Source organism: Sphingobacterium sp. BIGb0165, from assembly GCF_024810095.1.
GTDB classification, from domain to species: domain Bacteria; phylum Bacteroidota; class Bacteroidia; order Sphingobacteriales; family Sphingobacteriaceae; genus Sphingobacterium; species Sphingobacterium detergens.
The window spans coordinates 359,254-375,553 of sequence record NZ_JANUEB010000008.1 but is presented as its reverse complement, the minus strand read 5'-3'; the positions used below and the strand labels follow the sequence as shown (position 1 = coordinate 375,553).

11 protein-coding genes are annotated in these 16,300 nt (G+C 41.3%); 6 read left to right on the top strand and 5 right to left on the bottom strand.

The genetic code is table 11. From position 1 onward, the window contains the following. The first annotated feature begins 335 nt into the window (after positions 1–335). The 3 genes from M2408_RS19960 to M2408_RS19950 all read left to right on the top strand — a co-directional run bounded on the left by M2408_RS19960 (position 336) and on the right by M2408_RS19950 (position 4,125). Positions 336–2,513 carry a TonB-dependent receptor gene (locus M2408_RS19960; RefSeq protein ID WP_259186129.1) on the top strand — a complete coding sequence of 726 codons (2,178 nt, stop codon included), beginning with the start codon at positions 336–338 and terminating at the stop codon, positions 2,511–2,513. A 62-nt stretch (positions 2,514–2,575) separates the two neighbouring features. Beyond that, positions 2,576–3,052: a DUF4625 domain-containing protein gene (locus tag M2408_RS19955; protein WP_259186128.1), complete on the top strand. Its 477-nt coding sequence runs from the start codon at positions 2,576–2,578 to the stop codon at positions 3,050–3,052. Between the two features lie 62 nt (positions 3,053–3,114). Beyond that, on the top strand, positions 3,115–4,125 hold the full coding sequence (locus M2408_RS19950) for a DUF4625 domain-containing protein (RefSeq protein WP_259186127.1): 1,011 nt from the start codon (positions 3,115–3,117) through the stop codon (positions 4,123–4,125). A gap of 87 nt (positions 4,126–4,212) precedes the next feature. On the opposite strand, the gene M2408_RS19945 is transcribed toward M2408_RS19950, so the two are convergent. The 3 genes from M2408_RS19945 to M2408_RS19935 all read right to left on the bottom strand — a co-directional run bounded on the left by M2408_RS19945 (position 4,213) and on the right by M2408_RS19935 (position 6,688). After that, positions 4,213–4,662 carry a PepSY-like domain-containing protein gene (locus tag M2408_RS19945; RefSeq protein ID WP_259186126.1) on the bottom strand — a complete coding sequence of 150 codons (450 nt, stop codon included), beginning with the start codon at positions 4,660–4,662 and terminating at the stop codon, positions 4,213–4,215. 65 nt (positions 4,663–4,727) lie between these two features. After that, positions 4,728–6,014: a HAMP domain-containing sensor histidine kinase gene (locus M2408_RS19940; protein ID WP_259186124.1), complete on the bottom strand. Its 1,287-nt coding sequence runs from the start codon at positions 6,012–6,014 to the stop codon at positions 4,728–4,730. Continuing rightward, positions 6,011–6,688: a response regulator transcription factor gene (locus tag M2408_RS19935; protein ID WP_259186119.1), complete on the bottom strand. Its 678-nt coding sequence runs from the start codon at positions 6,686–6,688 to the stop codon at positions 6,011–6,013. The genes M2408_RS19940 and M2408_RS19935 overlap by 4 nt, the downstream gene beginning before the upstream one ends. A gap of 217 nt (positions 6,689–6,905) precedes the next feature. On the opposite strand from M2408_RS19935, the gene M2408_RS19930 reads away from it, so the two are divergent. From M2408_RS19930 to M2408_RS19920, 3 genes are all read left to right on the top strand, one after another. Continuing rightward, positions 6,906–7,766 carry an AraC family transcriptional regulator gene (locus tag M2408_RS19930; RefSeq protein WP_259186118.1) on the top strand — a complete coding sequence of 287 codons (861 nt, stop codon included), beginning with the start codon at positions 6,906–6,908 and terminating at the stop codon, positions 7,764–7,766. A gap of 121 nt (positions 7,767–7,887) precedes the next feature. Then, positions 7,888–9,237 carry an amidohydrolase gene (locus M2408_RS19925; protein WP_259186117.1) on the top strand — a complete coding sequence of 450 codons (1,350 nt, stop codon included), beginning with the start codon at positions 7,888–7,890 and terminating at the stop codon, positions 9,235–9,237. A gap of 123 nt (positions 9,238–9,360) precedes the next feature. Beyond that, positions 9,361–10,602, top strand: a complete 1,242-nt coding sequence (locus M2408_RS19920) for an amidohydrolase (protein ID WP_259186116.1) — start codon at positions 9,361–9,363, stop codon at positions 10,600–10,602. A 126-nt stretch (positions 10,603–10,728) separates the two neighbouring features. Here the strand turns inward: M2408_RS19920 and M2408_RS19915 are convergent, their stop codons facing one another. Together M2408_RS19915 and M2408_RS19910 are read right to left on the bottom strand one after the other, a co-directional pair. Further along, positions 10,729–12,552: a RagB/SusD family nutrient uptake outer membrane protein gene (locus M2408_RS19915; RefSeq protein ID WP_259186115.1), complete on the bottom strand. Its 1,824-nt coding sequence runs from the start codon at positions 12,550–12,552 to the stop codon at positions 10,729–10,731. Positions 12,553–12,564: 12 nt separating this feature from the next. After that, the gene (locus M2408_RS19910) at positions 12,565–15,849 is read right to left on the bottom strand and encodes a TonB-dependent receptor (RefSeq protein WP_259186113.1); all 3,285 of its coding nucleotides are present in this window, start codon (positions 15,847–15,849) and stop codon (positions 12,565–12,567) included. Positions 15,850–16,300: the final 451 nt, after the last annotated feature.

The window sequence follows — 16,300 nt, the reverse complement described above, 5'->3', positions numbered from 1 at the left end:
TTATTCCACTATAAAAGAGAAACTTAGTGCGAGCTTTTACAACCAGTCAATATGTTGATTTTTAAAGATAAAGAGCTGTCCAACGTATTTTTGAATGCCTCATCTTAACTGTAAATGACTAGACCTTATCCAATCGCTACATTTCACCCGTTCTTTCACCGAAATCTAACTAGCTTATTCAAAGAAAATTGAGCGCAAATAATTTTATTATTGCCGAATTCAGGAATTTATTATCGTAACCTTATTACGCAACACTGTTGCTTTTGAATTCTTTTTACCTATATTTGTTGCAACTTAATTGCAATATAGAACTTATAACAAGCCCGGCTCAATTGATGAACAGACGTACGATTTTCTCGCTTTTATTTACCTATAGTATCTTATACCCCGCTTATGCACAAGAAAAAGCAACAAAGACAATTGGGCTAAAGGAGGTATACATTGAAGGGGGACGTTACAAAAAATCAGCAGAAGGGGCAATGTCCATCGATGTCCTAACCAGTGACTCATTACAGAAATATCAGGCTGGCAGTTTGATGCAAACTTTAAGCCGACTTCCAGGTGTCAATGCCATAGGTATTGGTGCAAGTCAATCCAAACCACAAATTCGAGGTCTCGGCTTTAATCGGGTGGCCACTGTCGAAAATGGAATTAAGCATGAAGGACAACAATGGGGGCTGGATCATGGGCTGGAAATTGATCAATACAGCATTGGCACTGCTGAAATTATTAAAGGAGCCAGTTCGTTTATGTATGGATCGGATGCTATTGGTGGCGTCATCCGCCTTTCCTCTCCAACAGAACTCCAAGAGAATGGATTGAAAGGTCATGTCAATCTATTGACCAGATCCAATAATGCCACCTATGGAGGTTCGCTACAACTACAGGGCAGGAATGGCAACTGGGTTTTTGGTGGCGGGGCAACACATTTAGGCTACGCCGACTATCGTGTACCGACCGACACGGTATATGTTTACAACTATGCTGTCCGGTTAAAAGATAGACAGGTTCGCAACACCGCAGGACAAGAGACCAGTTTTCAACTTCGAGGCGGCTATGTCTCCGATCGGTTTTCGTCTATCTTTTATCTGAGCAACTACCATACTAAAATCGGATTTTTCGCCAATGCGCATGGCTTAGAGCCACGTGGTGTAGATACAGTACTGTATGACCGTTCTAATCGGGACATCCTTTATCCAAGTCAGCATGTTAATCATTTTAAACTCATTAGCCGAAATTACATCGCAAATGAGGCACATAAGATCTGGGTGGATCTTGGTTACCAAAGAAATTATCGCCAAGAATTCAACAACTACACCGCACATGGATATATGCCCCCAGTTTACCCGCAGGACATGACCATTCCAATGAATCTCGAACGACTGTATGATAAAGAGATCTATCATATGACGGTAAAAGATGAATTTATCTTGGCTACACATCGACTCACTATAGGTGGCAATGCTGAGTATCAACTTAACAATATAGATGGATGGAGCTTCCTTATTCCTGCTTATAGACAAAAAGCACTAGGTCTATTTATCCACGATCAGTATCCCATAAACGAACAAACCATACTCTATGGTGCGTTACGTTATGATTACAGCAATATCCACAGTTCGTCTTATCAGGACTGGTTTGAATCCAAACTGGAAAACAATCAATCTGCCAATATCATTAGGGCGAATGAACTTCGTCGTAGTTTCAATAGCCTCGTTTGGTCTCTTGGTGCTACCCGGCAAATGGGTTTATGGGAAGCAAAATTGAACGTTGGTAAAAGTTTTCGGGTACCTATTGCACAGGAACTGGCCGCCAATGGTGTGAACTATCATTATTTCAGTTATGAAAAGGGGGATGCGTCTCTTTCTCCCGAGCAATCCTACCAGATGGACTTATCTGTAGCTCGGCGCAATGGAAATACGTACATCGCTTTCACCCCTTTTTTCAACTATTTTTCCAATTACATCTATCTCAACCCTACATCGGGTTATGACCAGTATTATGGTGCCGGCAACCAAATATTTGAATATTCCCAAAGCAAAGTACGGCGTTATGGTGCTGAACTAAAAGTGGAATATCGTCCTTTAACCCATTGGAAAGTAGAATTATTGGGCGAATATGTTCGATCCGAACAACTTTCGGGCAGCAAGAAAGGTTATACATTACCCTTCTCTCCGGCCCCTTCACTTGTGTTGGATCTCAGTTGGTCGCCCAAAAGTAGCACCTATTTTAAGGAGTCTTATCTCTCTTTGGATTCCAAATGGACCGCTAGCCAAAAGCATATTGTCCCACCAGAAGAAAAAACAAAAGGTTATCAAATCCTCAATTTCAGAGCGGGAACACAGCTGGTTCTGGGCAAATCAGCTCTTCAATTGCGCTTACAAGTTCAGAACATTTTTGACACAAGATATATGGATCACACTAGTTTCTACCGACTGATCTCACTCCCTGAACAGGGACGAAATATCATCTTATCTGTCGGGATCCCTTTCGGAAAGCAAAACCGAAGCTAACAAACTCATTGATATAATAATACAACAAGTGCTAACTCATCATGATAAAAATAAATATACATATGCAAACACTCAAAAAATATGGACTCATAGCCTTCATGGCGGCCTCTACCATCGCTTGTAAGAAGGATAAGGAAAGTATTGATACCGAAAAACCAACAATTGATATCAGTGCAGCGACCGCCTTTCCGAAACAATGCAGCCAAATCAAACGTGGATCCAGTTTTACGTTCCGCGCAAAACTTTCCGACAATGTCGCTTTGGGCAGCTACAGCATTGACGTTCATCATAATTTTGACCATCATTCTCACAGTACCGAAGTCGAAGAATGTACTTTAGAACCGATCAAGAAACCCGTCAAGCCTTTTGTTCTGGTCAAATCTGTCAATATACCTGGACAACCGCAACAGTATGATGCCCAATTTCAGATTGATGTCCCTGCAGATGTCGATCCCGGAAACTATCACTTTATGATCCAAGTGACGGATCAATCCGGCTGGAGCATCCAACGTGGAATCAGCGTACGTATCACTGAATAACAGCGCCCTAACGCACAAAATACTTCAATTATTTTCTATCATAAAATTTAAACCCAATGAACATGAAAACTAGAAACATCAACTTTTTATTACTGTTTACAGCGCTTTTCTTTGGCTTCCTGTCTTCTTGTAAGAAAGACAATACCGATATTCCTGCCACAACAAAACCTGAGATCGGGACCTTAGAAATCGGATCTGACAATAATAAAACGGTCAAGGCCGGAACAGACCTCCATCTTGAAGGTGAGATTGTGGCTGAAGCACTTATCGAAAAAATTGAGATCGAAATCCATCAGGAGGGTGGATCCTTCAAATTTGCCAAAATTTATACCGATGAGAAATATGTTGGCAGAAAAAATGTGACTTTCCATGAGCACATCGACATACCATCTGAAGTTCCGGCGGGCCAATATCATTTTCACTTTACAGTGACAGATAAGGCCGGAAATGCGGCAACTGTAGAATCTCCTTTGACCATTCAAGCATCAGATGTGAAAGCAAGCTATAAGCTTACTTTTACAGAAGTTAAAGGTACAGTACATGGCAACCATTTTCATGATCTTGCCGATAAAGATAATGTAGAACCCTCTTCTATCATCTTTGACAATACCGGCAAAGCACTAGCTGGACACGCTCATCTTAAACCAGACGGAATTTATAAAATTGACTTCAAACAATTTGATGCCACTGGTCAGGAAATTCAGGGACAATATATTAAAGATAAAGCAACAGCCAATTTATACAAAGCCTTTTTGACCGGCGGTGCCTTTATTTTAAATTCTGGCAATAGCTTAACAGGCGCTATTTTCCAACCAAAAGAAACGACTTATGGTGATGGTTCGGCAGTAACAGGTGCCATTGAGACCACCGGTATTACGACTTATTTTACTGCTGGGAAAGACAATGCTGGTGAAAAAGAGGTTGCCTTCGTTCTACGTAAATTCAAGGATTCCGCGACCAAAGCTACTGTTACTCGCGCAGATTGGAATCGTACTGATTATGTTGCCAAGTATCCCGGGGATGACATTCTCCGTCTAACTTTCGAATTACATGCCGAAGAGGGTGAAGATTAATTTAGAGAGAAGGTTAGTTTAAATAAAAAACACCTGGTTAGGAATGCTAACCAGGTGTTTTTTACTTAACCAAACTCGTTATTCAGATTAATCTCTTATTTTACCCAATATATTCCCCTGTGTATCGACGACAAGTTTCCATTCGTCTGTCCGGCTTTTTACTTCGAATGCGTACGTAATCTTTTGTTCTTCAGTGATCTTTTTTACATCTTCTATGCGATAGCCCGGAAAATCCTTTTTCACCTTTGCAATAACAGCTTTTGGTAAATCATTTTTGGCAAGTTCCTCTTTGTGACGCACAATCTTACCATTACTTTGAATCCATACTTCATGATCTGTACCAAACAAACCTGTTTCGAACTCGGCTTCATATAGTCCTGCTTTCAGTTCCCAGTCTACCCCTTTGGCTTTTGGAAATTTTTGTTGAAAACTATTCACCACCACAGCGGGTACCTGGCTTTGGAGAATATCCTGAGCAGAAGCTCCAATTGTTGAGAGTGCAAGAATACATGCACTTAATATCATTTTACCGTTCATGACTTTACTATTTTTAATGTATTACAAAGTAAAACCATGATTCTGTAAAGATTTGGGAATGTTATTTATGCTGGGCGAAAATCTAGCTTAAATATATGTTGACTCTTGTCATAATGATAGGAAATAGAAAAACCGTATAAATTACATATTGCCTGAACGATCGCCAGTCCCAGTCCGGTACCTTTGGACGAGGCATCCGATTTATAGAACCTTGAAAACACATGTTCATTATCCAAAGCAGTCTGTCGGCTCGTATTCGCAACTACAAGCGTATTTTCAGTAATCGCTATATTTACCTCACCTCCATTCATATTGTGAAACAATGCATTACGGATCAAATTTGATACAATGATATTGGCCAGAGCGCTATCTAATCGCACATTCAGTTCATCTTGTTGTCCGACATTAATCCTAATATTTTTAAAAGCAGCAATATCTTCTAGTTCATCCGTAATATGTGTGACAAGCTGATTGATTGAAAGATCCTCATTATGCAGGAATTGTTTGTTCTCGATCTTACTGAGCAGCAATAATGATTTATTCAATCGAACCAATCTTTCAGCAGTATTCAATACTTCGGCGATAGTATTCGACTGTTCAGGTTGTAGCCCACCAGTTTCGGCCATCATTTCCAACTTATTGATCATAATGGCCAGAGGCGTCTGCAACTCATGTGATGCATTGCCAATAAACTGTTTCTGCTGTTCATACGTTTCCTCATTATGATGTATTAAGGTCGTTACAGCAAGCTGTAAATCTTTAAACTCCTGGATATTGGTATCCATAGCAGGCTTATCGCCAGATTTTCCCAGCCGGAATTTAGTCAATTGATCTAAAAACCGATATAGCGGGCTCCATAATCGTTGTATAACGACTTTATTGATTGAGACAATGCTGACGACCAATAGGACAAATAAAATCAGGACGGAATAAAACAGGTTTTTGATTAAATCGCTTTCCTCGATCATCGAATTGATAATTGATAATTCGTAGTAGTGTCCCTTGTGCTCAAAAGCTGTCGTCAACATACGTACGGGCTCCAATTCAGGTTCTGGATCATCATCGTCCTGCATATAGAGCATAGTATCTTTATATACATTCTGCATTTTGACCGCCTGTTGCTCAGAAATTTCACGTACCTTATAATTGTTAATTCCAAATTCCAGATCCGGAGATACAATTGCCTCAGAAGCCAGTTCCTGAATAATTAAGCGTTTTTGATTCTCCAATTCCTCATCTATATTATCATGGATCACTTCCAGCATAAATAAATAAAAGATGGTAGACCATACTGCAATGACGACCAGTACCGAAATAGAGAGATATTTGAGCGTTTGATTGGCTAATTTCATTTTTCAACAAGTTTATATCCTATTCCGTAGACCGCTTCAAAATCAACTTCGGCTTTTTTCGTCAAAAACTTCTTTCGCAGGTTCTTTATCTGTGAATAGATAAAATCGAGGTTATCTGCCTGATCCGTATTATCTCCCCAAACATGCTCTGCCAATGCATTCTTGCTCACAAGACGGTTTTTATTTAGTAAAAAGTAATTGAGGATATCAAATTCCTTTCTATTCAGAGGGACAGATTCGCCGTTAATCGAAAGACTGCGCTCGTTCAGATCAAGCACAAGATTGCCCATCTCCAATGTGTTTTTGCCATCCCGTCGTTTTCTGCGCAACACGGCCTTAATCCGCGCATTTAATTCGGCAATATGAAAGGGTTTCGTCAGATAGTCATCCGCTCCGAGTTCCAGTCCTTTTAGCTTGTCATCCAACGAATCTTTTGCGGAGATAATAATAACATTATCCGACTTACCCTCCTTTTTCAGCAGATCCAATACCTGAAGCCCACTCCCACCCGGAAGCATGATATCCAATAAAATACAATCATAGTCATAGACCGAAACTTTATCCAGCGCAGATCTAAAATCGCTAGCAGTCTCTACCATATAATCCTCTTTGATGAGAGAGTCTTTTAGTGTTTCTCTCAATTCCGTTTCGTCTTCAATTACAAGTACTTTCATTGGACTATTGTTTTTTTATTACCGAATTCCCATACTGCTTAACTCCAGTATATTGCTCTCATCGCTACAAATGTATTCCGAATTTAGGAAAGAATTAGGAAAATGACTACTGTTAGTTCCCAGCAGCAGCACAGCGCAGATCGAATAGCCTGTTTATTTTTATGTATTAGAAAAAAAACAAAGCGCATTTCGTATTTTAGGTCTAATACGATCTACTATGGACAAACGAAATGCTAACATCTGGGCACCTGTCATTGGACTGGACGGTTTTCGCAAAGAACAGACCGCCGGCCGTGAAGAACTTCTTTTCAATGAATTACATGGAGAAAGGCTAATAGACAAGCCCCATAAGCATGATTTTTTCATTATCAATTTATTTGATAAAGCTTCTGGTGTTCATACCATTGATTCCATAAATTATCCCATTAAAGACCATCAGGTGCATGTACTTTTTCCGGGTCAGATGCACAAATGGCATGTATATGCTGGAACTATTGGCTACCAATTAATGATCGAACGATCGTTTTTCGAGCATTTTGCACCCTTCTTTCGCTTTTCCTTTATCAATTATCAGAATCATCCGGTAATCGACCTGACCAAGGAGGCCTTCGTTCAGCTACATTATGAATTTGAATCTGTCAAAAAAGAATTGGAACGGGAGCATTCACTGATTCCCTTGATTACGGCCCGTGCCGGTGTTATCGCGGCCATTGTCAGTAGAGAAGCGGAGCATGTCTTCACCGAATTTAAAGTCTATCAATCCGTCCCTCGTCTTGCCAAATTTAACATGCTCATAGATGAGTTTTTCAGAGTACAAAAAATGGTCGCTTTCTATGCAGACAAGCTGCATATTTCTCCAAACTATCTTAATATTCTATGTAAGAAACATCTGAAAATCTCCGCTACCCAGCTTATCCACCAACGAATCTGTGTTGAAGCAAAACGCCTTCTCCAAAGTACGGAATCCTCCATTAAGGAAATTACGTTTGAATTGGGTTTTGCAGATCAAGCTTATTTTTCTAATTTCTTTAAACAGCAGACTGGTGTAAGTCCCAGTGATTTTAGAGAAAAAAGATAAATCGCACAAGAAATGGCAGAAATTGCCCAGTAGTACTAAAGCTCACCCTATATATCTTTGTAAAAGGCGGATCAATAAAATTGATCCGCCACACAGATTGTAACGTAAATAGGAAATAAAAATGAAACCAATAGCTCTTACACGCAAGGAATTTATACTGAACTCTGCCCTGGCACTTGCTGGAGCAACATTGATCCCTGGTATGCTATTAGCAGAAGAAGGTGGCCAACTCGCTCATCAGCACGTTCTGGACGGACATCAAGGCAAAAAAAGTTATACTCTAAAGAATGTTCTGTTGGAAACAGGTTTTGAGTATGATGGCAATGGCAATGTCATCGCTACAAAAACCGGTCTTTTCTCCGTACATATCGAAGCCGGAAAAATCAAAAAAATAAGCGCCAATAGTACTGATGCGAATGCCATTGATGCAAAGGGGCGATTGATGCTTCCTTCTTTTAGAGACATGCACATTCATCTGGACAAGACATTCTACGGTGATAAATGGCAAGCTGTACGACGTGGTGCAGGTGGTGTAAAAGGAATGATTGCACTCGAACAACAGATCCTTCCTGAGCTGCTGAAAAATTCAACCTATAAAGCGGAAAAACTAATTGAATTACTGCAATCCAAGGGTACAGCCTTCGCGCGCAGCCATGTAAACATAGAGCCTACCTCTAAGTTAGATTCCCTACGTCATCTACAGCTTGCGCTGGAAAACAAAAAAAATAGTTTCGGAGCAGAGCTGGTTGCCTTTCCGCAACATGGCGTATATTACACGGATTCCGTACCTTACTTGAAGGAGGCCGCAAAGACCAATATTGACTTTATCGGCGGAGTAGATCCATTTACTATAGACGGTGCTATTGAGAAAACAATGGATTTCACTGTTCAGCTAGCGCTGGATCATAACAAAGGGATTGATATCCATTTACATGAGTCCGGAGAATCAGGACTAAAAACGGTCGAATATCTGATCAAAAAAGTAAATGAAAACTCCGCATTGAAAGGCAAGACCTACCTCAGCCACTGTTTTGTATTGGGAAGACTGGAAAAAGCCAAACAACAGGAAATAGCTGAAAAGCTTGGTGCAGCACAGATTGGTATTGTTTCTACCATTCCTTTTGCTGGCCTAATTATGCCTATCCCTACACTGATGGAAAATAACGTCACCGTGATGACGGGAAATGACAGTATTGTCGATCATTGGAATACCTTTGGAACAGGAAGTGTCCTTCAAAAAGCTAATATGGCAGCACAGGTATATGGTCAGGTCACAGAGTATGGCTTGTCACGTATGCTAAAACTGGCCACAGCAGGCCCGATTCCTTTGGATGACAAAGGAAAACAGCAATGGCCGAAACCCGGCGATGATGCAAACATCGTACTCATCGATGCGAGCTGTTCGGCTGAGGCTATTTCACGAATTTCGCCTGTAGGATCCCTTATCTATCAGGGCAATATTGTCTATTAGGCTTCTGACAAACAAAGTACTACACAACAGATCTTTTTACCACAATGGCGGTCAATTGCTTTCTATAAGCTTTTGATTGCTCCATTGTGACATACAATTGCTATTAAAACAGTATTAAACATCATGTCAACTCCATACACAGCCCCATTAAAGGGGAATTATACACTAAAAAATGTCCTTTTGGAAACTGGCTTTGTTTCAGATGAACGGGGGATAAAAGCAACTAAAACCGAACTCTTCTGCATAGAAGTTAATGCTGGAAAAATTACAAAGATATTTCCAAATGATCCAAAGCTCGCTACAGCACTTGATGCGAAGGGATACTTGATGCTACCCGCTTTCAGCGATATGCATGTCCATCTGGACAAGACACTTTATGGACTTCCATGGCAAGCACAATCTCCAAAGAAGAGAACGGTGCTTGAGATGATAGCTTATGAACAGGAAATTATCCCTGAAATACTTCAGACATCGACCACACGGGCAGAGCAACTTATTGACCTGCTGCAAAGCTATGGGACCACCTTTGCCCGGACACATTTTAACGTCGACACCACTTCTGGACTTCGTTCTTTGGAAAACCTCCAAAAAGCACTAGACAGCCGCAGGGAGAGTTTCAAGGCAGAATTGGTCGCTTTTCCGCAACATGGATTTTTTTATACCGACTCCGCTCCCTTGATGAAAGATGTGGCACAGATGGATCAAGTCGCTTATATCGGTGGTGTAGATCCCTATGGGATAGATAAAAACATTGAAAAAGTACTCGATTATACTGTAAAACTAGCCCTTGACAATAACAAAGGGATTGACATCCACTTGCATGACGGTGGAAAAGAAGGTATTCACACGATTGATTACCTTGCCGAACAAGCGCTTCAGAATCCGAAGCTACAGGGACGCACCTTTGTGAGTCATGCCTTTGTGTTGGCTCAGTTACCACTAGCTGAGGTAGAACGCATTGCCGAAAAATTGGCTGCTGCCAAAGTCGGTATTGTCTCTTCCATTCCATTCGGTGACTTAGTCATGCCCATCCCAACATTATTGAAACAGGGTGTTGAAGTGTTGGTGGGAAATGACAACGTACAGGACTATTGGAGCACTTTTGGCCCCGGAAACATGTTAGAAAAAGCCAATTTAATGGCCGAAATATACGGTTGGAGATCTGAGTTTGACTTATCAAGGACACTTCGCTTTGCAACACACAATAGCTTGCCATTGGATGACAAAGGCAATATGCAATGGCCCAAAGCGAATGACAGCGCTGAGTTTGTGCTGATCGACGCAAGCTGTTCAGCAGAAGCTGTTTCGCGTGTATCTCCCACCATGGCCCTTGCACATGAAGGTGCACTTCAATGGAAAAAATAACCCCCTACATCATACCATGAAAAACAGAAAGGCTCGGTGTTATCTAACACCGAGCCTTTTCACAAAGTATACCTAGTCGCTTTAGACCCTGGCACAGCAGGTTAAAATACCTAAAACTGCGACAGATTACCAGCCTGGATTTTGTTTCAAGTTAGTATTCAAAGTCAATTGATTGGTCGGTATCGGCATTAAATAATCCCGGTCTACTTTAAATTTAAAACCCTGTGTCCCGCCATTCAATGTTTTCTTAAATATTCGGATATAACCCTTTGCATCTGTTTCCAAAGAGGCAACCCTTTCATCAAATTTAGCCTGTCTCGACAGATCAGGAGTAGCTTCGGGTAAATAATCAGCAAATTTGAACCCAACCCAATATGCTTTTTTTGCCCCCACTGGTTCTTTTCCGACAATAAGCTCCCCAGCGGCAGCCCAACGGAAGATATCATCTACCCGGAATCCTTCGCAGGCCAGTTCCACTTTCCGTTCGCGACGTACAGCCTGTATAATCGCTGTCAACGTTGAGAATTCGAAATTAGGATCTTTGGCTACACCAGTTGTCAAACCAGGCATTCCCACACGCCCACGCAATTTATTGATACTCTTATCCAAATCGCTTTGATTTATTGTTCCAAGTTCAGCTTTCGCTTCTGCATAATTCAGCAGCACCTCACCATAACGGAAATAAATCAACGCTTGTAAACCTTGTCCAGCTGCCCTTGCATCCGCATAACGGAAGTTATGCCCTTTATAGATCTGATACCCAGTTGGACAAGATTCTTCCGAATCCCAACCATCAAAAGCAGGTGCTGTGAAATATATAATCGGGCTTGCTTTATCCCATCTATAATGTTTTTTGTCATTAATCTGAATCGTCTGTCCCAGACGTGGGTCCCGGTTTTCTACGATTTTCAGTAAAGAACTATCGTCATACCCCGCAGCAACAGGCGTCCCATCCGCTTTAAGGTAGGAGTCAACCAAATTCTTAGTTGCTCCCCTTCCTGCACCATTTGCCGAGTAGCGATCCCAGATACTATTTACCGCCCCGGCCTCATATTTACGCCAAAACATCACCTCTTTACTTGTGCTATAGTTCTCCTGGTTAAATAGATCTCTATATCCATTCTCAACCCCGACATTGTCCAAAGCGGGATATCCTGTAGATTCTGAAAGGGCAATCAACTGACCAGACACTGCAGCTGCTTTTTCCAAAAATTGCTGACTTTTATTTGTTGCAGGCCTAAAATTGTCTCCTGCGTGGTATTTCTCCCAGGTACCTTCGTATAAAGCGATACGTGACTGCAATGCCATCGCGGTTTCTTTGGTCAGACGCCCGGTCCATCCGCCTTTACCACTAGGTAGATAATCCACCGCTTTATCTAAATCGGCCAAGATATTTTCCACAATCTGGTTACGCGGAGTACGAGCGGCTTTAAGAACTTCTGAATCCAATCCCACGGTAGTCTCCGCCCAAGGCAAATCGCCATAGTTCTTTAGTTTGGTAAAATAAAATCCTGCGCGGAAAAAGAGTGCCTCACCAACATATTGTTTTACCGCATCAAAAGAGGTCACAGCCTCTACTGTCTTATAATGATCTAAAAAGTAATTAATACTACGCAACGCTGCCCAATCATTGGTTCCCCAGCCATCATTATCATCGGCAATTGTTTTCTCCGCATTCATCCGTGTATTATAGATATACCGCACCTCAGTATCACTGCCGTTATCCGCATCCCAGCCATATGGACCAATTGACCCCCAGCCATCTTCTCTAGCCAACAGATCATTTCGATCATATAAACTATTGACATATAGTTTGAGGTCATTGGTTGTTTTCCAATAATTCGCATCGCTTATTTTATCCAGCGGTTGCCGCTCCAAAAAGTCATCATTACAGGATATATTTAATGACATCAAAGCGAGCACTAAACCAAAATATTTTATCGTTTTCATCTTTCCTAAATTTTAAAATGTAACATTCAAACCAAAAGCCCAATTTCTTGGCACCGGATATACCTTACCAATATCATTGACAAGTTCGGGGTCTACAATCTTCATCAAGCTTGTAACTGTCGCTAGATTTTCCACGTTAAAAAATAAGCGTGCCCGCTTGAATTTAATCTTGTCCAGCAATTCTTTAGGCAGCGTATAACCTAGTTGTACGTTTTTCACGCGTAGGTAAGCTGCATTTTGTAGGTACCCACTTTGTGCCTTTCGATTTCTGTCACTGTTGAAATAAGCTCTTGGCAAGTACCCATTTGGATTGTCAGCTGTCCAGCGATCTGTATGGGCCGTAAAATAGGATGATTGCCACTCGCTTCCTGTAAAGCCCCAGAAATAGTTTGAGCTAGGGTCAAACATTATATCACGTTTTCCTACCCCCTGCAGAAATACCGTCAGGTCAAATCCCTTATACTCAGCATTCATATTCAAGCCAAAAGAGTAACGCGGAGTGGTATTACCAATGATCTTACGGTCACCAGGATTGGATAGTGTATTATCGCCATTGTCAATCTTGCCGTCGCCATTGAGATCTTTGTAATGAACGTCGCCAATGTTCCAAGTACCACCGTGGATAAAGGATTGATTAGTCGCATCGATTTCTGCTTGGTCTTTAAACAAGCCAACAGTTTCATAACCCCATATTTCGCCCATCGTCATACCCGAATACCATTGGCGCTGTATTAGCCCCTGCGGGTTGGTGATTTTGGTTACCTTTCCTACATAATCACTGAAGACCAAATTTGCTCCATAGGAAAGTTCATTGATTTTATCTTTCCAACCTACAGTCAACTCAATACCCTTTGTTTCTGTTTCACCGTCATTGACAAGAGGTGGACGCACCCCCAACAACGCTGGTAGCCCCTGTGATTCCATGGCATAATTTTTACCATTTCGTTTGTACCAGTCAAAGCTGACATTTAACTTATTTTTCAGGAATGCGGCATCCACTCCAAAGCCGAGTGTATTTGTCGTTACCCATGAGAGTCCATAGTTGACCAATCCAGGGCTTCCAACTGCTGATCCCCGACCTCCATTAAAGATCCAGCGGGTATCGGTTGGCAATGTCGTTGCCAAATTCGGATAGAATGGGTAGTAATTATCCGTAAAGGCCTGATCGCCTAAGCTGGCATAAGATCCGCGAATCTTAAATTGTTCAATCGTATTGGATAACGGTTGCCAAAAATCTTCTTTCGAGAGCACCCATCCGGCCGATATCCCCGGATAAAATTTAAAACGTTTATCCTTTAGAAAACGCGATGTTCCATCGTATCGCCCGTTTAGTTCAAGCAGATATTTCTCTTTATAATTGTAGTTGATCCGTCCAAATGCCCCTCGTATCGCCAACTGTGATGCTTCATCGTTTGCATTACGGTTGACACCATAGGTCAATCCCAATGAAGGTACTTCATCGGAGTAAAGATTGTCGTTTGATCCTTGCAATCGAAGATTATCATACAGTTCCTGTGTAAAACCGGCCAAGGCTTTAAAATAGTGTCCACCAAATGTCTTTTCATAGGATGTAAACGCATTGACCGTGTAATGCTGGTTTTTATACGTATTGCGCTCGAAATAATTCGGCGAAGTACCTCCGCGTGGATCTTTTGCACCACTTGGCTTGACAACATAAAATGTTTTGCGGTGATTGCTGTTATCGATATAAGTACCATCAAACGTGTAGTTGGCCGTAAAATCCCAACCTGGGGTCAGATGTACTAAAAACTCACCCGTTAAGATCGCATTGTCCGTTGTTGCTTTTGCTCGCCCGCCATCCGTAAATATACCAATACCGCTGCCCTCCGACCAATTGCCATCTGGATTCTTCATCGGTACAGTTGGGAAAGTCCGGCCGATCTGGTGAAAATAATCGTACGAATAGCTATTACCACCACTAATTCCGCCGTAGACTGCAGGATTGTCTGTTTGCGCACGGGACAATGCAGTTCTGAAATTAAAGGTAAGCCAGGAGGTAATATTGGTAGACACATTGGCTCGTACATTATAACGTTTGTATTGATCTTTGGCATAGTTAAACAAACCATCCTGTTGATTATAGCCCAAACCTACATAGTAGTTCGAATTTTCAGATCCCCCTGACACGCCAACATTATGCTGTTGACTGAAACTTGCCTTCTTGAAATAAATATCAAACCAGTCATTATTTGCGTTCGCCGCGTTCCAGCCAAGCCAGCTGTCAGAACTTGGATTCTTCATGGTCTCGTCTTTTAAGATCCCCGCCTGATAATCTTTAATCCGCTTGATGACATCATCATCAAATAACTTAGCTGTATAATTGGAATTTGCTCCAACTTCATTAAATGCGTTGGCGAAGTCCAGTGAGTTGGTGAATTTAGGTAGATTAATGGGTTGCGCAAAACCAAAATTGTTATTATAGGTAATAACAGGCTTGCCTGCTTTACCCTTTTTTGTGGTAATGATAATCACACCATATGGGGCACTTGATCCATAGATTGCAGCAGCAGCAGCATCCTTGACGACTGATACACTCGCCACATCGTTCATATTAATACTGCTCAGATCACCGCCCTGTACTCCATCAATTACGACCAGTGGCCCGGCCGACCGATTGACTTTGTTGCCATTTGCATCTATTGCAATACCAGTATACCCGCGCACATTAATTTGCTGTTTTGTACCGGGAGCACCGTTTGGTGTAGAAATATTTAGGTTGGCTACCGTTCCCTGTAACGCTTGTGTAATGGTAGGTACAGAACGGTTTTCAAGGCGCTCCCCTCCAATTGAAGCAACAGCTCCAGTTAGGTTTGTTTTCTTTTGTGTACCATAACCGACAACGATCACTTCTTCCAGATCATTCACAGAACTCTCCAGACGGACTTGTAGTTCGCCGCTACCCGGTACCGAAAGTTCTTGAGCTTTATAGCCCACAGCGCTGATATTCAGTATGGCATTTGTTCCGGCTGTAATACGGAATCGTCCATCTTTATCCGTGGAAGTGGTAACAGAACTTCCTTTGACTTTGACAGTTACACCAGAGACGGGCTGTCCCTGTTGATCGACAATACGACCAGAAAGTTCACGTTGTAGTTTTGTTAGGTTTGTTTCTTCAATAAGTGCTCCATTAGGTGCAGGAATCTCAGGAATTCCAGTACGTAAAGCAGATGCTTGCACACCGTTGGCAAGCAAAAATAATACGACCCCCAAGGAGAATCTTTTTTTCTGGTACAGATACTGACGTCCATACGCAGAAGTGTTAAAAATTGGTTTCATAGTAAAACTTGGTTTTTGACAAGTGGTTATTAATTTCAGCTGTTTAATTTGTCAAAATAGGTCCAAGAATACGTTACTTTTTATCGTCATGCAGCTAGGTGATTGTAGCACAATACCCGATATATTTACCTCCTTCTTTTTATGTTTTTCAGTTTTGTTAAATCAGTTATATAGATCGAAATTAAACTCATTCCGCTTTTATAGTCAGCGCCTTTCACTACCTTACACCACAGTTTAATAGCTCTTGCTAAATCGTATGGGAAGCTCTACTTTGGCGTATAATTGTTTGTTTGAGACCAAACTACTAAAATTAAACACTAAATCCCTTATCAATCAAAAAAACAAAAGAAAAAAAATCATAAACTACAGATTTACAGCTAAATAATTTAATTAAAACTCTTAACTTTTGTAAAAAATTTCTATTTCTTTTCCAATAAAGCTTGAGCGATTT